The sequence below is a fragment of the Martinezella sp. CNPSo 3957 genome (assembly GCF_057784395.1).
In genome coordinates this window covers 70582-92731 of the sequence record NZ_JBXSOU010000011.1, presented here as the reverse complement: position 1 = coordinate 92731, position 22150 = coordinate 70582, and the positions used below count along the sequence as shown (strand labels likewise).

The 22150-nt window shown below is 59.9% G+C and carries 22 protein-coding genes; 10 read left to right on the top strand and 12 right to left on the bottom strand.

Annotated elements, in window-relative coordinates; all coding sequences use genetic code 11:
* Positions 1-118: 118 nt before the first annotated feature.
* The 5 genes from AC13QE_RS23330 (at position 119) to AC13QE_RS23310 (ending at position 4857) form a co-directional block, all read left to right on the top strand.
* Positions 119-1105: an ABC transporter ATP-binding protein gene (locus tag AC13QE_RS23330; RefSeq protein ID WP_488485454.1), complete on the top strand. Its 987-nt coding sequence runs from the start codon at positions 119-121 to the stop codon at positions 1103-1105.
* Positions 1102-2076 carry an ABC transporter permease gene (locus tag AC13QE_RS23325; RefSeq protein WP_488485453.1) on the top strand — a complete coding sequence of 325 codons (975 nt, stop codon included), beginning with the start codon at positions 1102-1104 and terminating at the stop codon, positions 2074-2076. The genes AC13QE_RS23330 and AC13QE_RS23325 overlap by 4 nt, the downstream gene beginning before the upstream one ends.
* On the top strand, positions 2066-2881 hold the full coding sequence (locus AC13QE_RS23320) for an ABC transporter permease (protein ID WP_488485452.1): 816 nt from the start codon (positions 2066-2068) through the stop codon (positions 2879-2881). The genes AC13QE_RS23325 and AC13QE_RS23320 overlap by 11 nt, the downstream gene beginning before the upstream one ends.
* 13 nt (positions 2882-2894) lie before the next feature.
* Positions 2895-4322, top strand: a complete 1428-nt coding sequence (locus AC13QE_RS23315) for a gamma-aminobutyraldehyde dehydrogenase (protein ID WP_488485451.1) — start codon at positions 2895-2897, stop codon at positions 4320-4322.
* 361 nt (positions 4323-4683) lie between these two features.
* Positions 4684-4857 (top strand): DUF1328 domain-containing protein, encoded by a 174-nt coding sequence (locus AC13QE_RS23310; RefSeq protein ID WP_015341190.1) that lies wholly within the window; start codon positions 4684-4686, stop codon positions 4855-4857.
* A gap of 31 nt (positions 4858-4888) precedes the next feature.
* Here AC13QE_RS23310 and AC13QE_RS23305 read toward each other — a convergent pair whose 3' ends face one another.
* Positions 4889-5563: a DUF1345 domain-containing protein gene (locus tag AC13QE_RS23305; RefSeq protein WP_488485450.1), complete on the bottom strand. Its 675-nt coding sequence runs from the start codon at positions 5561-5563 to the stop codon at positions 4889-4891.
* 106 nt (positions 5564-5669) lie between these two features.
* Positions 5670-6401: an SDR family oxidoreductase gene (locus AC13QE_RS23300; RefSeq protein WP_488485526.1), complete on the bottom strand. Its 732-nt coding sequence runs from the start codon at positions 6399-6401 to the stop codon at positions 5670-5672.
* Between the two features lie 366 nt (positions 6402-6767).
* On the opposite strand from AC13QE_RS23300, the gene AC13QE_RS23295 reads away from it, so the two are divergent.
* Complete coding sequence (locus AC13QE_RS23295; RefSeq protein WP_132717617.1) at positions 6768-7559, top strand: IclR family transcriptional regulator; 792 nt, start codon at positions 6768-6770, stop codon at positions 7557-7559.
* Positions 7560-7624: 65 nt separating this feature from the next.
* Positions 7625-8461, top strand: coding sequence for an amidohydrolase family protein (locus tag AC13QE_RS23290; RefSeq protein WP_488485449.1), 837 nt, complete (start codon positions 7625-7627; stop codon positions 8459-8461).
* Between the two features lie 123 nt (positions 8462-8584).
* On the opposite strand, the gene tal is transcribed toward AC13QE_RS23290, so the two are convergent.
* Positions 8585-9550: a transaldolase gene (gene tal, locus AC13QE_RS23285; RefSeq protein ID WP_488485448.1), complete on the bottom strand. Its 966-nt coding sequence runs from the start codon at positions 9548-9550 to the stop codon at positions 8585-8587.
* A 499-nt stretch (positions 9551-10049) separates the two neighbouring features.
* Here tal and AC13QE_RS23280 point away from each other — a divergent pair, with 499 nt between their 5' ends.
* Positions 10050-11039: a sugar-binding transcriptional regulator gene (locus AC13QE_RS23280; protein WP_015341197.1), complete on the top strand. Its 990-nt coding sequence runs from the start codon at positions 10050-10052 to the stop codon at positions 11037-11039.
* Positions 11040-11157: 118 nt separating this feature from the next.
* Here AC13QE_RS23280 and AC13QE_RS23275 read toward each other — a convergent pair whose 3' ends face one another.
* Together AC13QE_RS23275 and AC13QE_RS23270 are read right to left on the bottom strand one after the other, a co-directional pair.
* Positions 11158-12030: a methylated-DNA--[protein]-cysteine S-methyltransferase gene (locus AC13QE_RS23275; RefSeq protein ID WP_112400729.1), complete on the bottom strand. Its 873-nt coding sequence runs from the start codon at positions 12028-12030 to the stop codon at positions 11158-11160.
* Positions 12031-12141: 111 nt separating this feature from the next.
* Positions 12142-12645, bottom strand: coding sequence for a DUF2244 domain-containing protein (locus AC13QE_RS23270; RefSeq protein WP_488485447.1), 504 nt, complete (start codon positions 12643-12645; stop codon positions 12142-12144).
* 22 nt (positions 12646-12667) lie between these two features.
* On the opposite strand from AC13QE_RS23270, the gene nth reads away from it, so the two are divergent.
* Positions 12668-13447, top strand: a complete 780-nt coding sequence (gene nth, locus AC13QE_RS23265) for an endonuclease III (RefSeq protein ID WP_488485446.1) — start codon at positions 12668-12670, stop codon at positions 13445-13447.
* A gap of 2 nt (positions 13448-13449) precedes the next feature.
* On the opposite strand, the gene AC13QE_RS23260 is transcribed toward nth, so the two are convergent.
* Positions 13450-14166: a sulfate transporter family protein gene (locus AC13QE_RS23260; RefSeq protein ID WP_488485445.1), complete on the bottom strand. Its 717-nt coding sequence runs from the start codon at positions 14164-14166 to the stop codon at positions 13450-13452.
* A gap of 253 nt (positions 14167-14419) precedes the next feature.
* Here AC13QE_RS23260 and AC13QE_RS23255 point away from each other — a divergent pair, with 253 nt between their 5' ends.
* Positions 14420-15271 (top strand): MurR/RpiR family transcriptional regulator, encoded by an 852-nt coding sequence (locus AC13QE_RS23255; RefSeq protein ID WP_488485444.1) that lies wholly within the window; start codon positions 14420-14422, stop codon positions 15269-15271.
* 4 nt (positions 15272-15275) lie between these two features.
* On the opposite strand, the gene AC13QE_RS23250 is transcribed toward AC13QE_RS23255, so the two are convergent.
* The 6 genes from AC13QE_RS23250 to AC13QE_RS23225 form a co-directional block, all read right to left on the bottom strand.
* Entirely contained in the window at positions 15276-16859 is a 1584-nt protein-coding gene (locus AC13QE_RS23250) for an FGGY-family carbohydrate kinase (protein WP_488485443.1), read from the bottom strand.
* Positions 16860-16879: 20 nt separating this feature from the next.
* Complete coding sequence (locus AC13QE_RS23245) at positions 16880-17554, bottom strand: HAD family hydrolase (protein WP_015341204.1); 675 nt, start codon at positions 17552-17554, stop codon at positions 16880-16882.
* Positions 17555-17655: 101 nt separating this feature from the next.
* Positions 17656-19137 (bottom strand): mannitol dehydrogenase family protein, encoded by a 1482-nt coding sequence (locus AC13QE_RS23240; protein WP_132717623.1) that lies wholly within the window; start codon positions 19135-19137, stop codon positions 17656-17658.
* Between the two features lie 147 nt (positions 19138-19284).
* A complete protein-coding gene (locus tag AC13QE_RS23235) occupies positions 19285-20289 on the bottom strand; it encodes an ABC transporter ATP-binding protein (RefSeq protein ID WP_015341206.1) in 1005 nt (334 codons plus the stop codon).
* Positions 20290-20300: 11 nt separating this feature from the next.
* Positions 20301-21143 (bottom strand): carbohydrate ABC transporter permease, encoded by an 843-nt coding sequence (locus AC13QE_RS23230; RefSeq protein ID WP_075851745.1) that lies wholly within the window; start codon positions 21141-21143, stop codon positions 20301-20303.
* A gap of 1 nt (position 21144) precedes the next feature.
* Positions 21145-22017 (bottom strand): carbohydrate ABC transporter permease, encoded by an 873-nt coding sequence (locus AC13QE_RS23225; protein ID WP_488485442.1) that lies wholly within the window; start codon positions 22015-22017, stop codon positions 21145-21147.
* Positions 22018-22150: the final 133 nt, after the last annotated feature.

The window sequence follows — 22150 nt, the reverse complement described above, 5'->3', positions numbered from 1 at the left end:
CGCTCCGCAAGCTGGAGCGGCGATCCGGCCGGCATTCTGAAGCACCGGCTCCAGACCAGATCCCGTTCCGGTCCGGCAGACATCGTTTCAAACACTTTGCATATCCCTGGAGAAGCCCATGAACGCCGTTCGTTTCCAGCAGATGTCGCGCCATTTCGGCCAGGTCCGCGCTGTGGACCGCGTCGATCTGGAGATCGCGCCCGGCGAATTCTTCGCCATGCTCGGCCCTTCCGGTTCCGGCAAGACCACCTGCCTTCGGCTGATTGCCGGCTTCGAGCAGCCGACGGGCGGCCATATCGAGATCTTCGGCGAAACTGCCGAAGGCGTGCCGCCCTACCGGCGCAACGTCAACACGGTATTCCAGGATTATGCGCTCTTTCCGCATCTCAATATCCTCGAGAACGTCGCCTACGGGTTGATGGTCAAGGGTGTCGGCAAGGCCGAACGGCTGAAGGCCGCCGAACAGGCGCTGGAGCTGGTCAAACTACCAGGCTATGGCGCCCGCCGCCCTGGTCAGCTCTCCGGCGGCCAGCGACAGCGCGTGGCGCTCGCCCGCGCTCTGGTCAACAAGCCGAAGGTATTGCTGCTTGACGAGCCGCTCGGCGCGCTCGACCTGAAGCTGCGCGAGCAGATGCAGGAGGAGTTGAAGAGCCTGCAGCGGGCGCTCGGCATCACCTTCGTCTTCGTCACCCACGATCAGGGCGAGGCCCTATCCATGGCCGACCGCGTCGCCGTCTTCAACGACGGCCGCATTGTGCAGCAGGGTACGCCGCACGACATCTATCAGCGGCCGAAGACCCGCTTCGTCGCCGATTTCGTCGGCTCCTCCAATGTCATTGCCCCCGAAACCATGTCGTCGCTCGGCGGCGAACGGCGTTGGGCGAGCCTGCGCCCCGAAGCCATCCGGTTGACTGAGGAGAGCGGCGTGGCGGCGACCGTGAAAGCGACGAGCTTTCTCGGTGCCGCTACCCGCCTCTCCGTCGAAGCAAACGGCACCCGGCTGCATGTGACGGTACCCGCCGGACAACTAGCCCCGGATACCGGTGCGTCCGTTCGCCTCGCATGGCTGCCTGCCGATGTCCATTACATGGATGACGCCGCATGAACGCCGCCGCCTTCCCCGCTTCGTCGAGTCAAGCACCGGCCTCGATCCTGCCGCGCCGCGGCGGCGTCTTCGGCCGCCTCTCCGATCTCTTCTGGCGGCGCCCGAAACTGCTGTTGTTCCTGATGCTGACGCCGCCGCTGCTCTGGCTCGGCATCATCTATATCGGCTCGCTGATTGCGCTGCTGCTGCAGAGCTTCTTCTCGATCGACGACTTCTCGGGAATGGTGAATTACGAATTCACCCTCGCGACCTACGCCCAGCTGCTGAATAGCGCGAACTTCGACATCATCGTGCGCACGGTGGTCATGGCCGCGCTCGTTACCATCGCCTCCGCCTTCGTCGCCTTCCCCATCGCCTATTATGCGGCGCGCTATGCGCAAGGGAAATGGAAGGCACTATTCTATCTCGGCGTCATGCTGCCGCTCTGGTCGAGCTACCTCGTCAAGGTCTATGCCTGGAAGCTGATCCTCGCCAAGGAAGGCATCCTCACCTGGATCTTCGCAAAGCTGCATCTCGGCTGGCTGCTCGACGGCGTGCTCGCCCTGCCCATCATCGGCGGCAACTCGCTGTCGGTCAGCTATATCGGCACCTTTCTCGTCTTCGTCTATATCTGGCTGCCCTATATGATCCTGCCGACGCAGGCAGCCCTCGAGCGCGTGCCGGCGAACCTGCTGGAAGCCTCCTCCGATCTCGGCGCGACGCCGAAGCAGACCTTCCGCACGGTGCTGCTGCCGCTCGCCTTGCCTGGCGTCGTCGCCGGCTCCATCTTCACCTTCTCGCTGACCCTGGGTGACTACATCATCCCGCAGATCATCGGCTCCTCGCGCCTCTTCATCGGTCAGGCCGTCTATACACAGCAGGGAACCGCCGGCAACGTGCCCTTGGCTGCCGCCTTCTCGGTCGTGCCGATCGTCATCATGGCCATCTATCTCTGGGTCGCCAAAAAACAGGGAGCCTTCGATGCGCTCTGATCGTGGCCAACGCGCCTCCTTCCCCCTGAAGATCGCAGCAGCAGGTGGCCTGCTCTTCCTGCATCTGCCGATCCTCTTGATCTTCGTCTATGCCTTCACGACCGAAGAAAAGAGCTACCAGTGGCCGCCACCGGGGCTTACCTTGCAATGGTTCGGCATCGCCTGGAACAGGCCGGATGTCTGGTCAGCGCTGGCGCTGTCGGTTCAGGTCGCGACCGTCGCCACCATCATCGCATTGATCCTCGGCACGCTCTGCGCCGCCGCAGTCAGCCAGACGAAGTTCTTCGGCCGCGAGGCGATCTCGCTGCTGGTCATCCTGCCGATCGCGCTGCCCGGCATCATTACCGGCATTGCGCTGCGCTCCGCCTTCAGCCTGTTCGATATCCCCTTCTCGGTCTGGACGATCGTTCTCGGTCATGCCACCTTCTGCGTCGTCGTTGTTTATAACAACGCCGTCGCCCGCTTTCGTCGCACCTCCGGCTCGCTGATCGAGGCGTCGATGGATCTTGGCGCCGATGGCTTCCAGACCTTCCGCCATGTCGTCCTGCCGAATATCGGCACGGCACTGCTTGCCGGCGGCATGCTTGCCTTCGCGCTGTCCTTCGATGAAGTCATCGTCACCACCTTCACCGGCGGCCAGCAGATGACCTTGCCGATCTGGATGCTCGAGGAACTCATCCGCCCGCGCCAGCGACCCGTGACCAACGTCGTCGCCATGGTCGTCGTGCTTGTCACCTTCCTGCCGATCCTGGCAGCCTACTATCTTACGCGCGACGGCGATCAGATCGCTGGCGGCGGCAAATGAAAGGGAGAGAATAATGGATACCCAAATGCTGATCGGCTCCCGCTTCGAAGCCGGCACGGAAACGGAAGAACGCGTTCTCAACCCGAAGACGGGCGAGACCGTTCTCAACTTGCCCGAGGCGTCACTCGGCCAGATCGATGCCGCCGTCGACGCTGCCGAAAAAGCCTTCTCGAACTGGTCGCAGACGACGCCAAGCCAGCGTTCGGCCTATCTCCTCAAGATCGCCGACGCCATCGAACGCGATGCCGAAGGTTTTGCAACGCTGGAAGCGCTGAACTGCGGCAAGCCGATCAATGCCGTGCTCAACGATGAGATTCCGGCGATCGTCGACTGCTACCGCTTCTTTGCCGGCGCGGTTCGCAACCTGCACGGCCCGGTCGCCGGCGAATATCTGCCCGGCCACACCTCGATGATCCGCCGTGATCCCATCGGCATCGTCGGGTCGATCGCGCCCTGGAACTATCCGCTGATGATGATGGCCTGGAAGCTGGCGCCGGCCATTGCCGGCGGCAATACCGTCGTCTTCAAACCCTCGGAACAGACGCCGCTGACGGCGCTGAAGATGGCGAAGCTTTTGGCTGATGTGCTGCCGGAAGGCGTCGTCAATGTCATCCTCGGCCGCGGCGAGAGCGTCGGTAATGCGTTGATCAACCATCCGAAGATCGGCATGGTTTCCATCACCGGCGATGTCGCAACCGGCAAGAAGGTCTTGCAGGCCGCGGCCAAGACGGTTAAGCGCACGCATCTCGAACTCGGCGGCAAGGCCCCCGTCATCATCTTCGACGATGCCGATATCGACGCCGTCGTGTCGGGCATCCGCACCTTCGGTTATTACAATGCCGGCCAGGACTGCACCGCCGCCTGCCGCATCTATGCCGACGCCAAGGTCTACGACAATTTCGTCGCCGACCTGACGTCTGCCGTCTCCAGCATCAAGTTCAACCTCGCTGACGATACCGAGAACGAAATCGGCCCGCTGATCTCCAAGCGCCAGCGCGACCGCGTCGAAAGCTTCGTCACCCGCGCCGCCGAACACAAGCACATGGAGATCACCACCGGCGGCAAGATTTCCGGCGAACGCGGCTTCTTCTATGCGCCGACGGTCGTTGCCGGCGCGACGCAGGATGACGAGATCGTCCGGCGCGAAGTTTTCGGGCCCGTGGTCTCGGTGACGCGCTTCACCAACCCCGACGACGCCGTCGCCTGGGCCAATGACAGCGACTACGGCCTCGCCTCCTCGGTCTGGACCAAGGACATCAGCCGCGGCATGCAGACGGCCGCCCGCCTGCAGTATGGCTGCACCTGGATCAACACCCACTTCATGCTGGTTAACGAAATGCCCCACGGCGGCCTCAAGCAATCCGGCTACGGCAAGGATATGTCGGTCTATGCGATCGAAGATTATACGGCCGTCCGGCATGTGATGATCAATCACGGGTGAGGAATGGGCGGGGGTAAAACAAACGTTCTCGACGTTTGCCGTATCGCCGTACCCCCCTCTGTCACTTCGTGACATCTCCCCCACAAGGGGGGAGATCGTTGGGGCGCATCGCTAACACCACAAAATGAGGCACGATCATTCAACAGATTAGATGCCTGTTATCTTACGATGGTAGCACTGCGGGTTACCAATCTCCCCCCTTGTGGGGGAGATGTCACGATAGTGACAGAGGGGGGTGCTGCACCCTCCGCAAATTTCGCAACCTTCGTCAAAGCCAACAACACTTCCAAAACCAAACCCCTCGGAACAAATCACCCTTCTCCCGCGTCTTTAAGAAGTACAACGCAGAGGAGATTGCTAAATGCTGAAATGGGCTCTCATTTTCTTTGTGATTTCGCTGATCAGCGGCTTTTTCGGCTTTTCCGGCGTGTCCGCCGCAACCGCAACCATTGCGCGCGTTCTCTTCGCCATCTTCCTGATCATCTTCCTGGTATTCCTGATCCTGGCCGTCATGGCCGGCAACGCCGTCGTTTAACGACAGGGATCATCGGTGCATCGGGGCGGGCCTAGATCAGGCTCGCCCCAACGTTTATGGCGAGCGCCAGGATCGTCGTGTTGAACAGGAATGACAGGATCGCATGCAGAAGCGCCAGCTTACGCATCGAGACGGTGGAAATACCGATATCGGCGGTCTGCGCCGCAACGCCGATAGTGAAAGAGAAGTAGAGGAAATCCCAATAGATCGGCTCCTCCACCGGCTCGGCGAATTTCAGCCCCTGCCCCTTGCCCGGAATGCTGTAAAACCGGTGCGCATAGTGGATGGTGAACAGCGTGTGCAGGAAGGTCCATGATATCAGGATCGTCACGATCGCCATCATCACGCGGTAGAAGGCGACTTCGGGCGGGGCATCCTTGACACCAAGCAAATCCAGCACAATGCCGCCGATGCTGGCAAGAGCGGCAGCGATCGACAGGAACAATAGGAAACCATCCGAGAAATCGAGATCGGCGGAGCGCTTGCGGATGCGCTGCGGATCGGCCGTCAGCATGCGATAAAGGCTATAGACGATGAAGACGACCGCTGTCGCATCCCAGGCGATCAGCAGGTTGGCAGCATTGAAGTCTCTGGAGGTCAGGAGCAGGAAAACGGCAAGACCAGCAAGCACCGAGATCACGATCACATGGTGCTTGCGCCACAGCACGAGGCCTCTTGAACGATGCAACAATCCGTTCGCATCCATGCCGCTCTCCCGATCGCAAAACGCCCGTCGCAAACCGATTCGCAAATGAGAGTGGCAAATAAAAGGAGGCCCCGCAACACGAAGCCTCCGATAGCGAAAAACGGCTTCAGCCCGTCCAGCCGCCGTCGATGACGTGGATCTGGCCTGTGGTAAAACCCGCCTCGTCGCCGGCAAGGTAAGTCACCAGCGCAGCGATCTCCTCGGCGGTCGCAATGCGGCCCATCGGCTGGCGGGCGATGAAATCCTTCAGCGCCTTGTCATAGTCACCGGTTGCCTTCAGCCGCTCATGCAGCGAGGGGCTATCGACCGTGCCCGGGCAAATCGCATTGGCGCGAATACCCTTGGCAACGAAATCAGCGGCAATCGATTTAGTGAGCCCGATGACGGCAGCCTTCGAAGCGCAATAGGCGAAACGGTTGGGCACGCCCTTCACGCTGGAAGCAACGGAGGACATGTTGACGATCGAACCCTTGCCTTTTTCCAGCATGCCCGGCAGAAAGGCGCGGCAGGTCGTATATATCGCCTTGGCATTGAGGTTGAAGGAGAAATCCCAATCCTTTTCCTCGCAGTCCAGGATCGTGCCGGCATGGACGAAACCGGCGCAGTTGAAGAGCACGTCGATCGGGCCAAGTTCTTCCGCGTAGGCCCTGACGGCGGCACTGTCGAGCACATTCAAGACATGCTTGGTCGCACCGTCGAGCGTCGAAAGTGTCTGCTCGTTGATATCGGTGGCGTAGACATGCGCACCAAGCGAGATGAAGCGCTCCGCCGACGCCCGGCCGATGCCCTGTCCCGCCGCCGTGATGACGACCTTCTTGCCTTCCAACCCGTGACCCATAATCCTGATCCTTTCCTCCGGGACCATGATCCTATCCAGTTCCGCCAGCTGCATCGCGGCACCAGGGATAAGATCATGCAATAACAATCAGTTGGCGTAGCCTTGCGCTACCTTCTGAGGACCGCACAAAGCGGCCGCTCAGCTTGTCAACGAAGACTGTATGTTGTTCGCCACTTGGCAGTCCATCGCTAATCACTCCCCTCCAGGCTGGGACCAATCGTCCGATTGCCCTCTGGACCCTTTACAGACCAATAATTTATAAGCAAACATCTTATTCACTGATCGTCAAGCCGCGTTCACTCACTTGTAAAATTCCACCATTCATATATGAATGATTGATATATTTTGTTGCATGAGAGCTTGTTCATGAGCATAGAAGACGACAGTGATCGTTATCGCGCACCGGCCTTGGACAAGGGGCTCGACATTCTCGAATTGCTGGCGAGGATCGATGGCGGGCTGACGCAGGCGGAAATCGCCAAGGCGCTCAACAAGAGTCCCAACGAATTCTATCGCATGCTCGATCGTCTCGTGCGGCGCGGCTACGTGCAGCGGCAGGACGGCGATCGCTTCTATCTGACCCTGAAGCTTTTCGGCCTGGCGCATTACCATGCGCCGGTGCGCCGCCTCGTCTCCTTCGCCACGCCCCTGATGCGCGAATTCTCCAACCGAGCCGAGCAAGCCTGTCATCTGGCGATATACGATCGCGGCTCCGTGGTCGTCATCGCCCAGCAGGATTCGCCGACCTATTGGGGCATCTCGATCCGTGTCGGTGCCCAGCTCAATCTCTACAACACCGGCTCAGGTCACATTCTCCTGGCATTCAAGGATGAAAAGCAGCGCCAGATGATGATCAACGAGCAAAGGCGCCAGGAACCGGATCCTGAGGAGCCGCCTGCCGATCTCGAAGAGAAGCTCTCGGCAATCCGCGAAAACGGCTTTGAAACCATGGATAGCCTGCAGACAAGCGGCGTTCACAATATTTCCGCCCCCGTCCTGGCGATGGACGGCAATGCGCTGGCCGCGTTGACCTGCCCCTATATCGAAGCCGTGAACCCGAAGGCGCCCACGCGTCAGCAAGTAGTCGAATATGTGCGGCAAACAGCTAAGGCGATCTCCGAAATCGTCGCGGGAACTGTGGACCAGGCCGAGCTATAATTTTTATTTGAATGAATAATTTTTCTGTGAGTATGTAGCAGGTCAGCAGTTTTGGGAGGAACGCCATGCTTTTCGACAGCCATCTTCACATCGTCGACCGCAAGCAGTTGGGCTATCCTTGGCTGGCGGATGCGGGCGCACTCAATCGTGACAGCCTTTATGAAGATTATGCGCGAGAAGCCAAACGTCTTGGGATCACCGACACGTTGCACATGGAAGTCGATGTTACCGAAGAGGATATTGAGCGCGAAACGGAATATGTCAAAGACCTGAGCCGCGAGCCCGGCAGCTTGTTGCGCGGCGCTATTGCCGCCTGCCGTCCTGAAAGCCCCAACTTTCCCGCATATCTCGAGCGCGCGCTCGCCGACCCCTTCGTCAAAGGCTTCCGCCGCGTGCTGCATGTCGTGCCGGATGACGTCTCAGAGGGTGTTCTCTTCCGCGAAAACCTGAAGCGGCTCAGCAATACCCGCCTTACCTTCGATCTCTGCGTCCTGCCGCATCAGATATCCAAGGCGATCGCACTCATCGACCTCAATCCCAATGTTCGCTTCATCCTCGACCATTGTGGCGTGCCGGCCGTGAAGGATGGGCTGAGCGAAAGCTGGTCGCTGGGCGTCGGTGAGGTAGCGAAACGGCCGAATGTTGTGGTGAAGATTTCCGGCGTCGTTGCCTATGCCGATCCGGACAACTGGTCGCCGGAAACGTTGCGCCCATTCGTCGAACATTGCATCGCAAGCTTCGGCTGGGATCGCGTCATCTGGGGCAGCGATTGGCCCGTCTGCACGCTTGGCGGCAATCTCTCCACCTGGGTTGCCGCAACTCATGCCCTAATGCACGGTGTCAGTGCCGACGAACGCGATCGGCTCTATCATCTCAATGCCAAGCGCCTCTGGTCTCTCTGAAGCTGCGCGCTGCCGTCTAACGGCGGCGAACTCGACGCCCTTACCTCCAAATAGAAAGGGCGCCGCATCCCTGCGACACCCTCTCGAATATAGCTCCCTCGATGGAGGGAAGCCCGGTCACCTTCAGGCAGCAGCGAGCTGCAGTTCCTTGCTGACCATGGCGCGCAGCGTGCCGAGATCCTTGGCGAAGGCGCGGATGCCTTCGGAGAGCTTCTCGGTAGCCATTGCGTCTTCGTTCATCATCCAGCGGAAGGTCTTTTCGTCGACGGCGATCTTCTCGACCGAGCCCTTGGGCTCTGGCGAGAGCTTGCGCTCCAGCTTGCCTTCGTCCTTGGAAAGTTCGTCGAGCAGGTTCGGGCTGATCGTCAGGCGGTCACAGCCGGCCAGCGCTTCGATTTCGCCGGTGTTGCGGAAGGAGGCACCCATGACGATCGTCTTGATGTCGTTAGCCTTATAGTAGTGGTAGATGTCACGCACCGAGACGACGCCCGGATCTTCCTCAGCCGTGTAGTCCTTGCCGGTCGACTTCTTGTACCAGTCGAGGATGCGGCCGACGAAGGGCGAAATGAGGAATGCCTTGGCGTCGGCGCAGGCGATCGCTTGCGCCTTGCTGAAGAGCAGCGTCAGATTGCAGTCGATGCCTTCCTTTTGCAGCACTTCGGCGGCGCGGATGCCTTCCCAGGTGGAAGCGAGCTTGATCAGGATACGGTCACGCTCGATGCCGCGCTCCTTGTAGGCGGCGATGATGGCGCGGGCCTTGGCAAGCGAAGCTTCCGTGTTGAAGGAGAGATCGGCATCGACTTCGGTCGAGACACGACCCGGAACGAGGCCGGAGAGCGCCGCGCCAACGGAGATTGCCAGACGGTCGGCAACCGCGGAAACCACGGCTTCAGAGGCACCGCCCTGCTTCTTGCCCCAGGCAACGGCTTCCTTGATCGCATCGGCGAACATCGGCGTGCCGAGCGCCTTCAACACGATCGTCGGATTGGTGGTGCAATCCACCGGCTTCAGGCGGGCGACTGCCTCGATATCGCCGGTGTCGGCCACGACCGTGGTCATGGCGCGGAGTTGATCAAGCTTGGAAGTCATAGCAGGTATCCTTGTTGAATGAAGCCCATTGTATGGGAGATGTTGGCAGCAGATCCGGTCTTTTCGCCGGACGGGACCGAAGGCGTCAGGATGTAGCCTTCCTTCCCCTATGTGTCGGTAACGGGATAAAACGCGCTGGAGTTCCATTTCCGGTGAACGGCCGAGCGGTGAAGAAACAACCTTCCGAAAGCAGGCTTTTCACCGGCACCGGGCGCCCTATATGGCTCCCTGTCCGGTCTGGCACTTGCTTGCAGCAGCACTCGCACATTGTCCTCCTCGGTTGGACAAGACCGAATTCCTCATCACCGACTATCAGCAATCTCGCATCGAAAAGTCAAGGACATTTGTGCAATTCGATTGACATAAGTTTCATGTCATAGAATATCGGCAGCAGAAGAGCCGATCTCGCCTGCTCCAGTCATCCGCCATCATTCCTTTTCGCATCCTCAGGCGGATCATGACGTTAAACGGCGCATGCGACAATCTCGCCGGAGGACCTGTGGCCAAACTGAGACGCGGAACCCACACCGCCTATTCGGAGACCTCCTCCCTGAGGCTTCGTGCCGCCTGGCTTTATTACAACCAGGGCCTGACACAGAAGGATGTCGCCGAACAGCTAGGTATTAGCCGCACCACCGTCATCCGCCTGCTGGATGAGGCCATGCGCCGCGCCGAGGTGCAGATCTGGATCACTGAAGGCATCGATGACTGCGTTGAACTGGCGATCAAGCTCGAGCGCACCTTTGGCCTCGATGAAGCGATCGTCGTTCCCGAGCCGGCCAATGGAGATGTGAACGCACAGGCAAAGAGCGTCGGCCTGGCGCTCGGCCAGTTCCTGACCGAAGCCATCCCCGACAACTATACGATCGGCGTCGGCTGGGGCCGGACGATGACCGCGTCGCTTGCAAGCTTCCGCCCGACCCGCCGTGACAATTGCAAGGTGGTTTCCCTGCTCGGCGGCATCGTCGCTGTCCATCAGACCAATCCGATCGATTACACCTGGCGCCTGGCGAGCCAGCTCGGCGCGGAATGCTACATGTTCCTGGCGCCGCTTCTCGTCGACTCCGTCGAGACCAAGCGCAATCTCATCGAGAAATGCGGGCTGGAGGCGATCTACCGGCTGGCGGAAAACCTCGATCTCGCCATCGTCAGCTGCGGCGACATCGGACCGCACTCGACATCGCTGTCAGAAGGTTTCATTTCGAAACGCGAGCTGGAAGAGCTGATCGAAATGGGCTGCGTCTGCGACACCATGTTCAACTTCCTCGATGCCGACGGCAATTCAGTCGATCACCCGATCAACAAGCGCGTCATGTCCGTCGATCTCGATACGCTGAAAAAGGCCAAGCACATCGTGATCTCCTCCGGGGGCGCCCACCGCGCCCGGGCGATCAGCGCCACCATCAAGCGCATCGGCTGCAATACTTTGATTACGGATGAAAGTGCTGCAAAGGCGCTGCTGCAGATGGCTATGGCGAAGGCGGCTTGAGGGGCCCTTCGACCGTCAGTTCCGAGCGCGTCGAAAGTGCGATACCCCCCTCTGTCACTGTCGTGACAGAGGGGGGCGCGCAGGCACGGCAAACTCGGGAGCTTCCTAAGGTATGCCCTCAAGCATCCCCCGCTTCCCATCCCAGCATCGCCCGCTTGCGCGTCAGCCCCCAGTGATACCCTGTGAGCTGCCCGTTCTTCCCGAGCGCACGATGGCAGGGCACGACAAAAGAGATCGGGTTGCGGCCGACCGCCGCACCCACGGCCCGCATCGCCGTCGGCTGGCCGATATCCCTTGCGATATCGGAATAGGTCACCGCACGGCCCATCGGGATCTTCAAAAGGCTCTCCCAGACGCGGAGTTGGAAATCCGAACCGATCAGCACGACCCGTAGCGGCTGATCACTCGACCAGTTCCCCCGCTCGAAGATGCGGGCCGCGTAAGGTGCAGTCGCATGCGGATCTTCGATGAACTCGGCATTGGGCCAGCGGCAGGTCATATCCGCGAGACATGCCTTCTCATTGCCGGAATCGCTGAAGGCGAGGCCGGCAAGGCCGCGATCGGTGACCATGATCAAGGCAAGACCAAAGGGCGAGATGTGAAACGCGTAGCGCATCACCAGACCGCTGCCCCTCGCCTTCCATTCGCCCGGAGACATCGCCTCATGTGTCACGAAAAGATCGTGCAGCCGGCTTGGCCCGGAAAGGCCAACCTCGAAAGAGGTCTCCAGCAGCGGCAGGTCCTCCTTGCGCAGGAGCCGCTTGGCATGGTCGAGCGTGACGGCCTGAAGGAAGGCCTTGGGTGATAGCCCGGCCCAGCGTGTAAACGTCTTCTGCAGCTGGGTCGGCGACTGCCCGAGCCTTTCGGCCAGCATCTCCAGTGACGGCTGGTCGCGATATTCCTCAGTGATGAGCTCGATGACCTCCCGCACGGTGTCGTAATCCTGACCTTCCGGGGTGATGTCTTTCTTCAGCTGTGCAATCGCATTCATGATCTTTCTCCTTAGAAAGGAGAAAACCACGGCAATAGGGTTAAAACCACCCGTTTCTTGCGCCAGTGGTCTCTCTGCGAAAATATGACGTCGCCGATTTGGGCAAGCCGCTCATATCCGCTGTGTTACGGTCGCCAAGGCACGTTTGAAGGCCTTGGCAAAGCTCTCGCGATCTTCCGGATTGAGGAAGGAGCCGACATCGGTGTCGTGGTTTCTGTCGCGGACATGCATGGAAACAACGCCGATCTCGCTGTGACGGCGAACCAGGAACCGCGTCCAAAACGGATTGAAATCATGCTCCACCATGCGGCCCGTCGGCGAGAATTTGCGGATGGAAACGTTGGTGCGCGATACCGTCACCTCTTCGCGCATGCGGCCCGAGCGGTAGTTCAGCCAAAAGGCGCCATAGAGCAGGAAGAAATCGGCGCCGAAGAAAATGCCGATCGGCCAGGCGCCGCGCGTGACGAAGAGAATGCTGTAGAAGAGACAAAAGGTGCCCGCCAAGGCCAGCATAACCCTGAACCCCTTTCGCGACAGCGAGCGATGGGGAAACAATTCGGCGGCGAAAACCGGCCTGTTGCCGTCTCCAGCCGTATCGGCGTTGCGTTTCGTCATAGGACTTGAGTATAGGTCGCTTATGGCAAATCCAAAGATCAAATCCAGCGCCCAAACCGCGAAAAAGTCAAATGCGACCGCAGGCCGCAAGCCGGCGGAAAAGAGCCTTTATTCCAAAGCGGACCTGGAAGAGATCTTCCGACGCTTCTCCATCCAGCGGCCGGAACCGAAGGGCGAGCTGGAGCACGTCAACCCTTTCACGTTGGTCGTTGCCGTGGCGCTTTCAGCGCAGGCGACCGACGCCGGCGTCAACAAGGCGACGCGCGCCCTCTTTGCCGTTGCCGATACCCCGCAGAAGATGCTCGATCTCGGCGAGGAGCGCATCCGCGAATATATCAAGACGATCGGCCTTTACCGGAACAAGGCGAAGAACGTTGTGGCTCTGTCGGAAAAGCTGATCACGGATTTCGGTGGCGAGGTGCCGCGCACCCGTGAAGAATTGGTCACCCTGCCCGGCGTCGGCCGCAAGACCGCGAACGTCGTGCTTTCCATGGCCTTCGGCCAGGCGACGATGGCCGTCGATACGCATATTTTCCGCATCGCCAACCGGCTGCTATTGGCCCCCGGCAAGACGCCCGACGAAGTCGAGCAGCGGTTGATGAAGATCATTCCCGACCAGTATCTCTACCACGCGCACCATTGGCTGATCCTGCATGGCCGCTATGTCTGCAAGGCGCGCAAGCCTGAATGCGAACGCTGCGTCATTGCCGACCTCTGTCGCTCGCCGGAAAAGACCTGTGACATACCTGCTCCTCTGGTCGAACTTCCGCCTCAGATCATCGGAGCTGAAGCGGCGAGCTAAGCCTATCTTGACTGCAGCTTCGCCTCCCTGTGCGAGATCAGCTTGTGCAGATGCACCATCATGCCGGCAGCAAAGAGCGGCGTCAGCAGATTGAGCAGCGGGATCGCCAGAAAGGCGGCGATCACCAGGCCGGCCAGGAAGACCGTGAGGGCGTGCTTGACGCGGAATTCCCGCGCCTCGTCCGGCGAGCGGAAACGCATGGCGGCAAATTCGAAGAATTCCCGCCCCAGCAGATAGCCGTTCACCAGAAAGAAGGCGACGAGATTGACGCCCGGAATGAACAGCAGGAACAGCGCCACGATGTTGCCGACGATGACGACGCCGAGAAAGCGTAGGGAACTCTTCATCGCCGCGACGATTGGCATTGCCGTTCCCGGCGCATCACCCGGATAGTCGCGCTTTTCCACCACTTCGGCGACATCGTCGAGAAATAGGCCGGCAATCAGCGCCGTGACCGGTGAAATCAGCAGCGCCATCGCCAATGCCAATGCAATCCCGGCGAAGATGGCAAGAAGGAATGTGAGCCAACCCGTCCAATCCGAGGTGGATGGCATGAAGCCCTGCAGCCAAGGCAATACGAGGAAATTAAAAACGCCCCGCAGGACGAACCACAGCACGAGGAGCGCCAGCAATGTAAGGCCGAGTACCTTCCAGAAAACTTTGCGCGTTTCAGGCGCAAAAAGATTTTCGAAGGAGCGGCGGGCGGCAAGGCCAATCATTCGTACTACCTCTCTTAGTGGCAAATGGACACTTAAGAAATGGTTGTATCGATATCAATATCCCGCAGAGATATATGAATGTGACAATTAAAAATTTGAATTATTGTAATACATTTTGCACTAATATATTCTGTACGCCACATTAAGAACAACAACCGCAACAAGAACGGCGGCCCTATCAAAATTGAATAGCCAATGGGCGTAGAAATTGGCGCAACATAACATCGAAAAGACCATCAAAGAGGCGCAAAACTTGGAAGACCTTAGCCAGAAACTTAGACAATATATAAAGATCGGCACTCCGGCCGAACGAAGAATTGCTAAGTATTTCTCCGAGCATTTGAATGAACTACCGTTCGAGACGGCCTCCTCCGTTGCCGACAGGCTGGAATTGAGCCCGATGACGGTAGGCAGGTTTCTGCGGTCGCTCGGCTACCACGGTCTCGATGGGATAAAGGTGCACCTCAAGGAAAATGCGCCCGGTATCACATCGCAATTGCCCAATATCCTGGAACAGTTGCAGAAAGATGCGAGCGAAGGGCGCCCGCTTGCGACGCAGATTGCCGAACAGATCGAGATGCTGCAGCATATCTACAACCTCGCCGGCCAGCCGCAATGGCGCGACGCGGTTTCGACAATTCTGTCCTCCGGACATGTCTTTGTCACCTCTCACCCGAGTCTCGCAGGGATCGGTCGTTATTTTCGCGATCGCCTCACCTTTGCCCGCGATCAGGTCCTTTTCCTCGATGGCGCCAATGGCAGCTACATCGAGCTGTTCGGCGAGCCCGCCGAAGACGGATTGCTTGTCGTCATCGACTCCCCGAGCTTCGTCACCTCACGGCTTCTGGCTCGCTCGGCTCGTCGGGCAGGCTACAAGGTATTGCTGTTAACTGGACAATTCACGGAATGGGCGCATGAATTCGCAAACATCACGCTGTCCCTACCGCCGCAGCGCGCCAACAGCCGCGAAAATCTCTTAGCCATAATGGCACTGCTGGAATATCTGGCGACTTCAGTTGCTCACGCCGCGGGCGAAGCGGCGGAAACGAGGACGCGCCGCATAGAAGAGCTTCAGGGCATGTTCGCCCAGGCACCGCTCCGGTAGCCGCCTATTCCATGGCGTCCAGCTCCGCGCGATGGCGATACATGGCGAGGAAACGCCGGTAGTCGCGATCGTAGAGTTTCGTCTTTTCGGCATTCGGCAGCCGCTCATGACCGCCCGGATACATGGCGGCGCCGGCAACCCCGAGGCTTTCGTGAATCCCGCAGGAGACGGAAGCTGCGATTGCCGTGCCAAGCAGCACGGTTTCGTTCATCTTCGGGATGACCACCTTGCAGCCGGTCACGTCCGAGTAGAGTTCCATCAGCACCGAATTCTTCACATGGCCGCCGGCGACATGCAGCGTGTCGGGCACATAGCCGTAATCCCGCATTCGCTCCAGGATATGGCGAATACCGAGCGCAATGCCGACGCTGGTACGCCAGTACAGCCGGCAGAGGCCATCGAAGGACGCATCCAGCGTCATGCCGCTAATGACACCCAACGCATGCGGATCGGCAAGGGGCGAGCGATTGCCGTGAAAATCGGGCAGCACATGGATACGCCCCCCAAGGGAATCACCCTCCTCCAGCCGCAGTTCCGCAATCCGCCGGACGATGCGGTCGTGCAACGCCGCTGCCGGCGGCCCACCGGCCGCATGCATGCTGACTATATGGTCGAGCAGTGCACCCGTCGCCGACTGCCCGGCCTCGGCAAGCCACATCCCCGGGAAGACAGCCTCGTAATATGGCCCCCACATGCCTGTGCTGCGCTTGCGCTCGCGCGCAAAGGAAACCACGCAGCTCGAGGTTCCCGCAATCAGCGCCAGTTGATGTTCCAACGTGGTGGCATCGCCGGCATGGGCTGCAAGAGCGCCGAGCGCGCCCGCGTAGGCGTCGATCATGCCCGCACCGACATGGCATTTACGGTCGAGACCCAGCGCTTGCGCCGCCTCGGCCGTCAGTGTGCCGATGGACCGTCCAACGGCAACGCTCTCGTCGGGCAGGCTGCCGCGTTCGCGCAGATCGCCAAGGCCGATCACATTGAGGAAATCGGCCTGCCAGCCCGGCTCGCGATGCGCAAGATAATTCCATTTCGCCACCAGCGTCGAACGCGACCGCGCGAGCGAACCGGTCGCCTTCCATGTCATGAAATCGGCGAGGTCGAAAAAATAGCGGGCCTCAGCCCAGGTTTCCGGCAGGTTTTCCTTCAGCCACATCAGCTTCGGCATTTCCATTTCAGGCGACATGAACGCGCCGGAATATTCAAGAACCGCGTGCTTCGTCGCCGTGCAGTAATCCGCCTCAGCCAACGCCCGATGATCGAGCCAGACGATGGTGTCGAATCTCTTCTCGCCGCCGGTGGAAACGGTGAGCTGCCCGCCGTCGCGGTCACGCACGACCAGCGAGCAGGTCGCATCGAAGCCAATCGCGCCGATGACAGAGGAGTCGACGCCGGCAGCCTTTACCGCTGCGCGAACGACGGTGCAGACGGCAGTCCATATGTCTTCAGAATCATGCTCGGCGTGGTTCTCACGCGGGCGATTCATCAGGATCGGATGTTCGCTTTTACCCAGCAGTGAACCGCTCGCGGTGAAGACACCAGCGCGCGCGCTGCCTGTGCCGATATCGACCGCAACCACGTGATCACGCATGCAAAAGAGGTCCCGCCCACTTATCTCTTGTTGCGGACAAGTTGTATCAATTCCGGCATCGCGTCAAACACGACTTCCGGCGAAAGCTGCTCCAACTCCGCCCGGTAACTCGGCGAATGGGCATGCGAACCACCGGTGAAGGCAAAGACCGTCATGCCGGCGGCGCGCGCTGCCGTGATGCCCGCCGGGCTGTCTTCGACGACGATGCAATCCTTTGGCAGAACGCCCATCTTTTCGGCCGCATAGAGGAAAAGATCCGGCGCCGGCTTGCCGCGTTTCACCATGCTGGCACTGAATATATTCGGCTCCAGTCTGTCCAGCAGTCCGGTCACGCCGAGCGAGAGGCGGATGCGCTCCAGCTGGCTGGACGAAGCGACGCAGCGCGGCAGCGAAAGCGCATCCAGCGTCGCGCCGATACCGTCGATCGGCTTCAGCTCATGCTTGAAGCGTTCATAGAGATCGTTGCGGATGCGGTCGAGAAATGCCTGATCGATAAAGACGTCGAATTCCGTCTGCATCGTATCGACGAGCGTCGCCAGGCTCTTGCCGAGGAAGCGGCTATAGACATCCTCTTCGCTCATCTCGACGCCGACATCATGCATCGCCTGGATGAGCACGCCGACTGACAGCGGCTCGCTGTCGACAAGCACACCATCGCAATCGAAGATTACGAGCCCTGTTCCCGCATCCGCCATCACAGATCCAACCTGAATTGTGTTCGCAGCCCCGCCATGCCCGAAACACAGGCGGGACAATGGAAAACGGCCGGAACAGGAGAGGTCCGGCCGTTCGAAAATTATTCCGCGAGTTTGTTGTCCAAGTATAGCTGCAGGGTGACGCGGGTACCCTTTTCCCACAGCGTTTTCAGTGCATGCGCAAAGCGCTTGCGGAAAAGATCGGATTTGGCGACATCGCCGAAGATGTCGTCGAAGACGAGGAAGGCGTTCGGATCGTCCTTCGCCTTGAGGGCCGCCTCATGCAGCCGATCGGCGCTGGCATCGTTGAAGACGAGATCCTTGCCGCTGTCGCTCTTGCCGGCGAAGTAACGGCACCACAACGCCGAAACGAGCGCGAGGCCGACAATATCCTCGCCGCGGCGGAGACGATCCGCCGTCGATGGCAGGATGAATTTCGGCTGACGGTTCGAGCCGTCCTGCGCCAGACGCGGAATGGTATCGGCGATCTTCGGATTGGCGAAGCGGTGTTCGATCAGCTTGAAGTAGTCGGCAAGCACAGTATTTGGCACCGGCGGGATGACGGGGATGATCTCGTCATTTTCGAGCTTGGCCAGAAAGGCGCGGATCAGCGGCTCTTCCATGGCTTCATGCACGAAATGAATATCCATCAGCGCCGCCGGATAGGCGATCGCCGCATGGCCGCCATTGAGGATGCGGATCTTCATGTGCTCATAGGGGGTGACGTCGGGCACGAAGGTGACACCGACCTTTTCAAGCGGCGGACGACCCGCCGGGAAATTATCCTCCAGCACCCATTGCTTGAACTCTTCGCAATAGACCGGCCAGTTGTCTTCGATATCGAAAACGTCCTTCAGGAGATCGATCTCGCGCGCGCCAGTTGCCGGCGTGATGCGGTCGACCATGCCGTTCGGGAAGGCGACGTTCGCAGCGATCCAGTCGGCAAAGGCCGGATCGGACAGCTTTGCCGTGCCGACGACGGCGGCTTTGGTAACGCCGCCATTATGGGGGATATTGTCGCAGGACATGACGGTGAAGGGCGGCAGGCCGGCGGCGCGGCGCGCCTTCAGACCGGCGACGATCAGGCCGAACACCGTCTTCGGCGCATCCGGGTTCTGCCCATCGGCCACGATTGCCGGATGGGCGGGATTGAACTTGCCCGAGGCATCAATGAAGTAGCCGCCCTCGGTAATCGTCATCGAAACGATGCGGATTGTCGGGTCAGCGAGCTTGGCAATGATCGCCTTGGCGTCGCCGACCGGCAGGATGTCGATCATGGGTGCGGTGACGCGCGCAGCCGTGCGGTTGTTGTCCTGCTCGACAACGGTCGTCAGGAAGTCCTGGGCGGCCAGCTTTTCACGCATGGCTGCATCCGACGGCAATACGCCGGCGCCGATGATCGCCCAGTCATGCGCCTCGCCGGTATTGAAAAGGTCGTCGAGATAGATTGCCTGATGGGCACGATGGAAATTGCCGACACCGAAATGCACGATACCAGCCGAAAGCGACTTCCGGTCATAGGCAGGAATGGCCACCTTTGCAGCCGCCTGCTGGAGAGTTGCGAGCGATAATTTGCACGTCATGTCTCTGGTCCTTCTGAAAGGTCTTTGGCTCCGGGCGGCTGGGAAACCCGCGCCGGCTGGTATGCTTGACCGGTGCACGCAGATCGATGATGCGAACCGGAACAGATACGTCGGCCGTGCCCGCTCCAGCGCACACGGCCTTGGCTTTTAAGCTGAAATCGCAAGCCCTTCGGCATTGAACCGGTGAATATGCGCCTTGTCCGGTGTCAGGTAGACGGTATCGCCGGCCCGGGCCGGGAAATCGCCCGAGCCGCGCGCGGTCACCGTGCCGATCCCGTCAACGTCGATATGCAGGAAAGTGTCGGAACCGAGATGTTCGGCAACAAGTACCTTGCCCTGCCAGTCGCCCGACGTGGTCGACAGCAGCACGTGTTCCGGCCGGACGCCGATCGTGTCGCCGCCGAGGCTCTGGGCATAGGCTCCCTTGACGAAGTTCATCTTCGGCGAGCCGATGAAGCCGGCGACGAAGAGGTTGCGCGGGCTGCGATAGAGCTCCAATGGCGAGCCCACCTGCTCGATATTGCCGCGGTTGAGCACGACGATCTTGTCGGCCATGGTCATGGCCTCGACCTGGTCATGCGTCACATAGACCATCGTCGTCTTCAGCTGCTGATGCAGCTCGCTGATTTCAAGGCGCATGTTGACGCGCAGCGCCGCATCGAGGTTCGACAAGGGCTCGTCGAACAGGAAGGCGGCCGGCTGGCGCACGATGGCGCGGCCGATGGCGACGCGCTGGCGCTGACCGCCGGAAAGCTGGCGCGGCTTGCGCTCCAGATAATCAGTCAGGTTGAGGACCCGTGCGGCATCCGCAACCTTCTTGTCGATTTCCGCCTGCGGCATGTTCGCCATCTTCAGCGGAAAGGCGATGTTCTTGCGCACGCTCATATGCGGATAGAGCGCGTAGGACTGGAACACCATGGCAAGACCGCGGTCGGACGGCTTCAGATTGGTGCCGTCCTTGCCGTCGATCATGATCTGACCACCGGAGACGTCTTCGAGGCCGGCGATCAGGCGCAGCAGCGTGGACTTGCCGCAGCCCGACGGGCCGACGAATACCACGAACTCGCCATTATCGATCTCGAGGTCGATGGAAGGGATGACCTTGGCTTCGCCGAAGACCTTGGAGACTTGTTTGAGAACAATGCTACCCATGTTTCTCTTCCTTACTTAACCGCGCCGAAGGTCAGGCCGCGAACGAGTTGCTTCTGGCTGAACCAGCCGAGGATCAGGATCGGAGCGATCGCCATGGTCGATGCCGCCGAAAGCTTGGCATAGAACAGGCCCTCCGGGCTGGAATAGGAGGCGATGAAGGTGCTCAGCGGCGCCGCGTCGACCGCGGAAAGGTTGAGCGTCCAGAAGGCCTCGTTCCAGGCGAGGATGATGTTGAGCAGCATCGTCGAGGCAAGGCCCGGGATCGCCATCGGCGTCAGGACGTAGATGATCTCCTTGGCAAGCGTCGCACCGTCCATGCGGGCCGCCTCGAGGATTTCGCCGGGAATTTCCTTGAAGTAGGTGTAGAGCATCCAGACGATGATCGGCAGGTTGATGAGCATCAGCACGACGACCATGCCCACCCGGCTGGCGAACTGGTTGTTCAGGAGGCCGAAGCTCTGGAACAGCAGGTAGATCGGAATGAAGGCGCCGACCGGCGGCATCATTTTCGTCGACAGCATCCACATCAGGACGTCCTTGGTCCGCTTGGTCGGCGAGAATGCCATGGCCCAGGCGGCGGGTACTGCGACGAGCAGACCGAGAATGGTCGAACCGAAGGCGATGATGACCGAGTTGCCGAAGTGGAGGAAGTAGTCCGAGCGCGACTGCACCTCGAAATAGTTCTCCAGCGTCCAGTGGAAGAAGAGGAACTGCGGCGGCGAGGCAATCGCATCGCCTTCCGTCTTGAAGCTCGTCAGGATCGTCCACAGGATCGGGAAGAAGATAAGGATTGCCACGATCCAGGCGGCGATCGATACAACGATCTTGCGTTGCGTGGTGACTTTGCGTGCCATCTCAAGCCTCCAGATTCTTGCCGACTGCGCGCATCAGGAAGATCGCGACGATATTGGCGAGGATGACGGCGATGATGCCGCCCGCCGATGCGCCGCCGACGTCCTGCGACAGAACGATCTGCGAATAGACGAGATAAGTCAGGTTCGTCGTCGCCGTGCCCGGACCGCCGTTGGTGGTGACGAGGATCTCGGCGAAGGCGGACAACAGGAAGATCGTCTCGATCAGGATCACGACGGTAATCGCCCGCGCCAGATGCGGCAGGGTGATGTAGATGAACTTCGAAACCGGGCCGGCGCCGTCCATCTCGGCGGCTTCCTTCTGCTCCTCATCCAGCGACTGCAATGCGGTCAACAGGATGAGCGTCGCGAAAGGCAGCCATTGCCAGGCGACGATGATAATGATCGACAGCAGCGGAACCGTCTCCAGCCAGGTCAGCGGATCAAGCCCGAAGAACCGGAAGAGATGTGCCAGGAGCCCGTTCACCGGGTTCATGAACATGTGCTTCCAGATGAGGGCTGCGACCGTCGGCATCACGAAGAAGGGCGCAAGCACCAGCATGCGCACGATGCCCTGGCCGAAGATCGGCTGATCAAGAAGGAGTGCCAGCGCAATGCCGCCGACGACGGTGATCAGCAACGCACCACCGACAAGCAGCAGCGTGACGATCAGCGAGCTCAGGAAGGCCGGATCGGTGATGAAATATTCGTAGTTGAGAAACCCGAGGAAATCATGCGTGCCGGGATTCAGCAGATTGTAGTTCAGCGTCGAGAAATAGATCGTCATCACGAGCGGGACGATCATCCAAGCAAAGAGGAGCAGAACCGAAGGCGCCATCATGACGCGTGCGGTGGAACGGGTGTGCAACGTTGCCATGGCAAGTACCGACCTATCTTTAAAGGAGGGGGTGGCCGCGGACCGGCTGAAACAAAAGGGCCGCCAAGGGCAGTTCGGCGCTCGGCGGCCTAGAGGAAAGCAGTGCTCGAGAGGGGACGCTGCATTCCTTAGC

Excerpts from the sequence above, each read along its gene's own strand:
- AC13QE_RS23330 (WP_488485454.1), top strand. The coding sequence starts at position 119 with ATGAACGCCGTTCGTTTCCAGCAGATGTCGCGCCATTTCGGCCAGGTC.
- AC13QE_RS23325 (WP_488485453.1), top strand. The coding sequence starts at position 1,102 with ATGAACGCCGCCGCCTTCCCCGCTTCGTCGAGTCAAGCACCGGCCTCG.
- AC13QE_RS23320 (WP_488485452.1), top strand. The coding sequence starts at position 2,066 with ATGCGCTCTGATCGTGGCCAACGCGCCTCCTTCCCCCTGAAGATCGCA.
- AC13QE_RS23315 (WP_488485451.1), top strand. The coding sequence starts at position 2,895 with ATGGATACCCAAATGCTGATCGGCTCCCGCTTCGAAGCCGGCACGGAA.
- AC13QE_RS23310 (WP_015341190.1), top strand. The coding sequence starts at position 4,684 with ATGCTGAAATGGGCTCTCATTTTCTTTGTGATTTCGCTGATCAGCGGC.
- AC13QE_RS23305 (WP_488485450.1), bottom strand. The coding sequence starts at position 5,563 with ATGGATGCGAACGGATTGTTGCATCGTTCAAGAGGCCTCGTGCTGTGG.
- AC13QE_RS23300 (WP_488485526.1), bottom strand. The coding sequence starts at position 6,401 with ATGGGTCACGGGTTGGAAGGCAAGAAGGTCGTCATCACGGCGGCGGGA.
- AC13QE_RS23295 (WP_132717617.1), top strand. The coding sequence starts at position 6,768 with ATGAGCATAGAAGACGACAGTGATCGTTATCGCGCACCGGCCTTGGAC.
- AC13QE_RS23290 (WP_488485449.1), top strand. The coding sequence starts at position 7,625 with ATGCTTTTCGACAGCCATCTTCACATCGTCGACCGCAAGCAGTTGGGC.
- tal (WP_488485448.1), bottom strand. The coding sequence starts at position 9,550 with ATGACTTCCAAGCTTGATCAACTCCGCGCCATGACCACGGTCGTGGCC.
- AC13QE_RS23275 (WP_112400729.1), bottom strand. The coding sequence starts at position 12,030 with ATGAATGCGATTGCACAGCTGAAGAAAGACATCACCCCGGAAGGTCAG.
- AC13QE_RS23270 (WP_488485447.1), bottom strand. The coding sequence starts at position 12,645 with ATGACGAAACGCAACGCCGATACGGCTGGAGACGGCAACAGGCCGGTT.
- nth (WP_488485446.1), top strand. The coding sequence starts at position 12,668 with ATGGCAAATCCAAAGATCAAATCCAGCGCCCAAACCGCGAAAAAGTCA.
- AC13QE_RS23260 (WP_488485445.1), bottom strand. The coding sequence starts at position 14,166 with ATGATTGGCCTTGCCGCCCGCCGCTCCTTCGAAAATCTTTTTGCGCCT.
- AC13QE_RS23250 (WP_488485443.1), bottom strand. The coding sequence starts at position 16,859 with ATGCGTGATCACGTGGTTGCGGTCGATATCGGCACAGGCAGCGCGCGC.
- AC13QE_RS23245 (WP_015341204.1), bottom strand. The coding sequence starts at position 17,554 with ATGGCGGATGCGGGAACAGGGCTCGTAATCTTCGATTGCGATGGTGTG.
- AC13QE_RS23240 (WP_132717623.1), bottom strand. The coding sequence starts at position 19,137 with ATGACGTGCAAATTATCGCTCGCAACTCTCCAGCAGGCGGCTGCAAAG.
- AC13QE_RS23235 (WP_015341206.1), bottom strand. The coding sequence starts at position 20,289 with ATGGGTAGCATTGTTCTCAAACAAGTCTCCAAGGTCTTCGGCGAAGCC.
- AC13QE_RS23230 (WP_075851745.1), bottom strand. The coding sequence starts at position 21,143 with ATGGCACGCAAAGTCACCACGCAACGCAAGATCGTTGTATCGATCGCC.
- AC13QE_RS23225 (WP_488485442.1), bottom strand. The coding sequence starts at position 22,017 with ATGGCAACGTTGCACACCCGTTCCACCGCACGCGTCATGATGGCGCCT.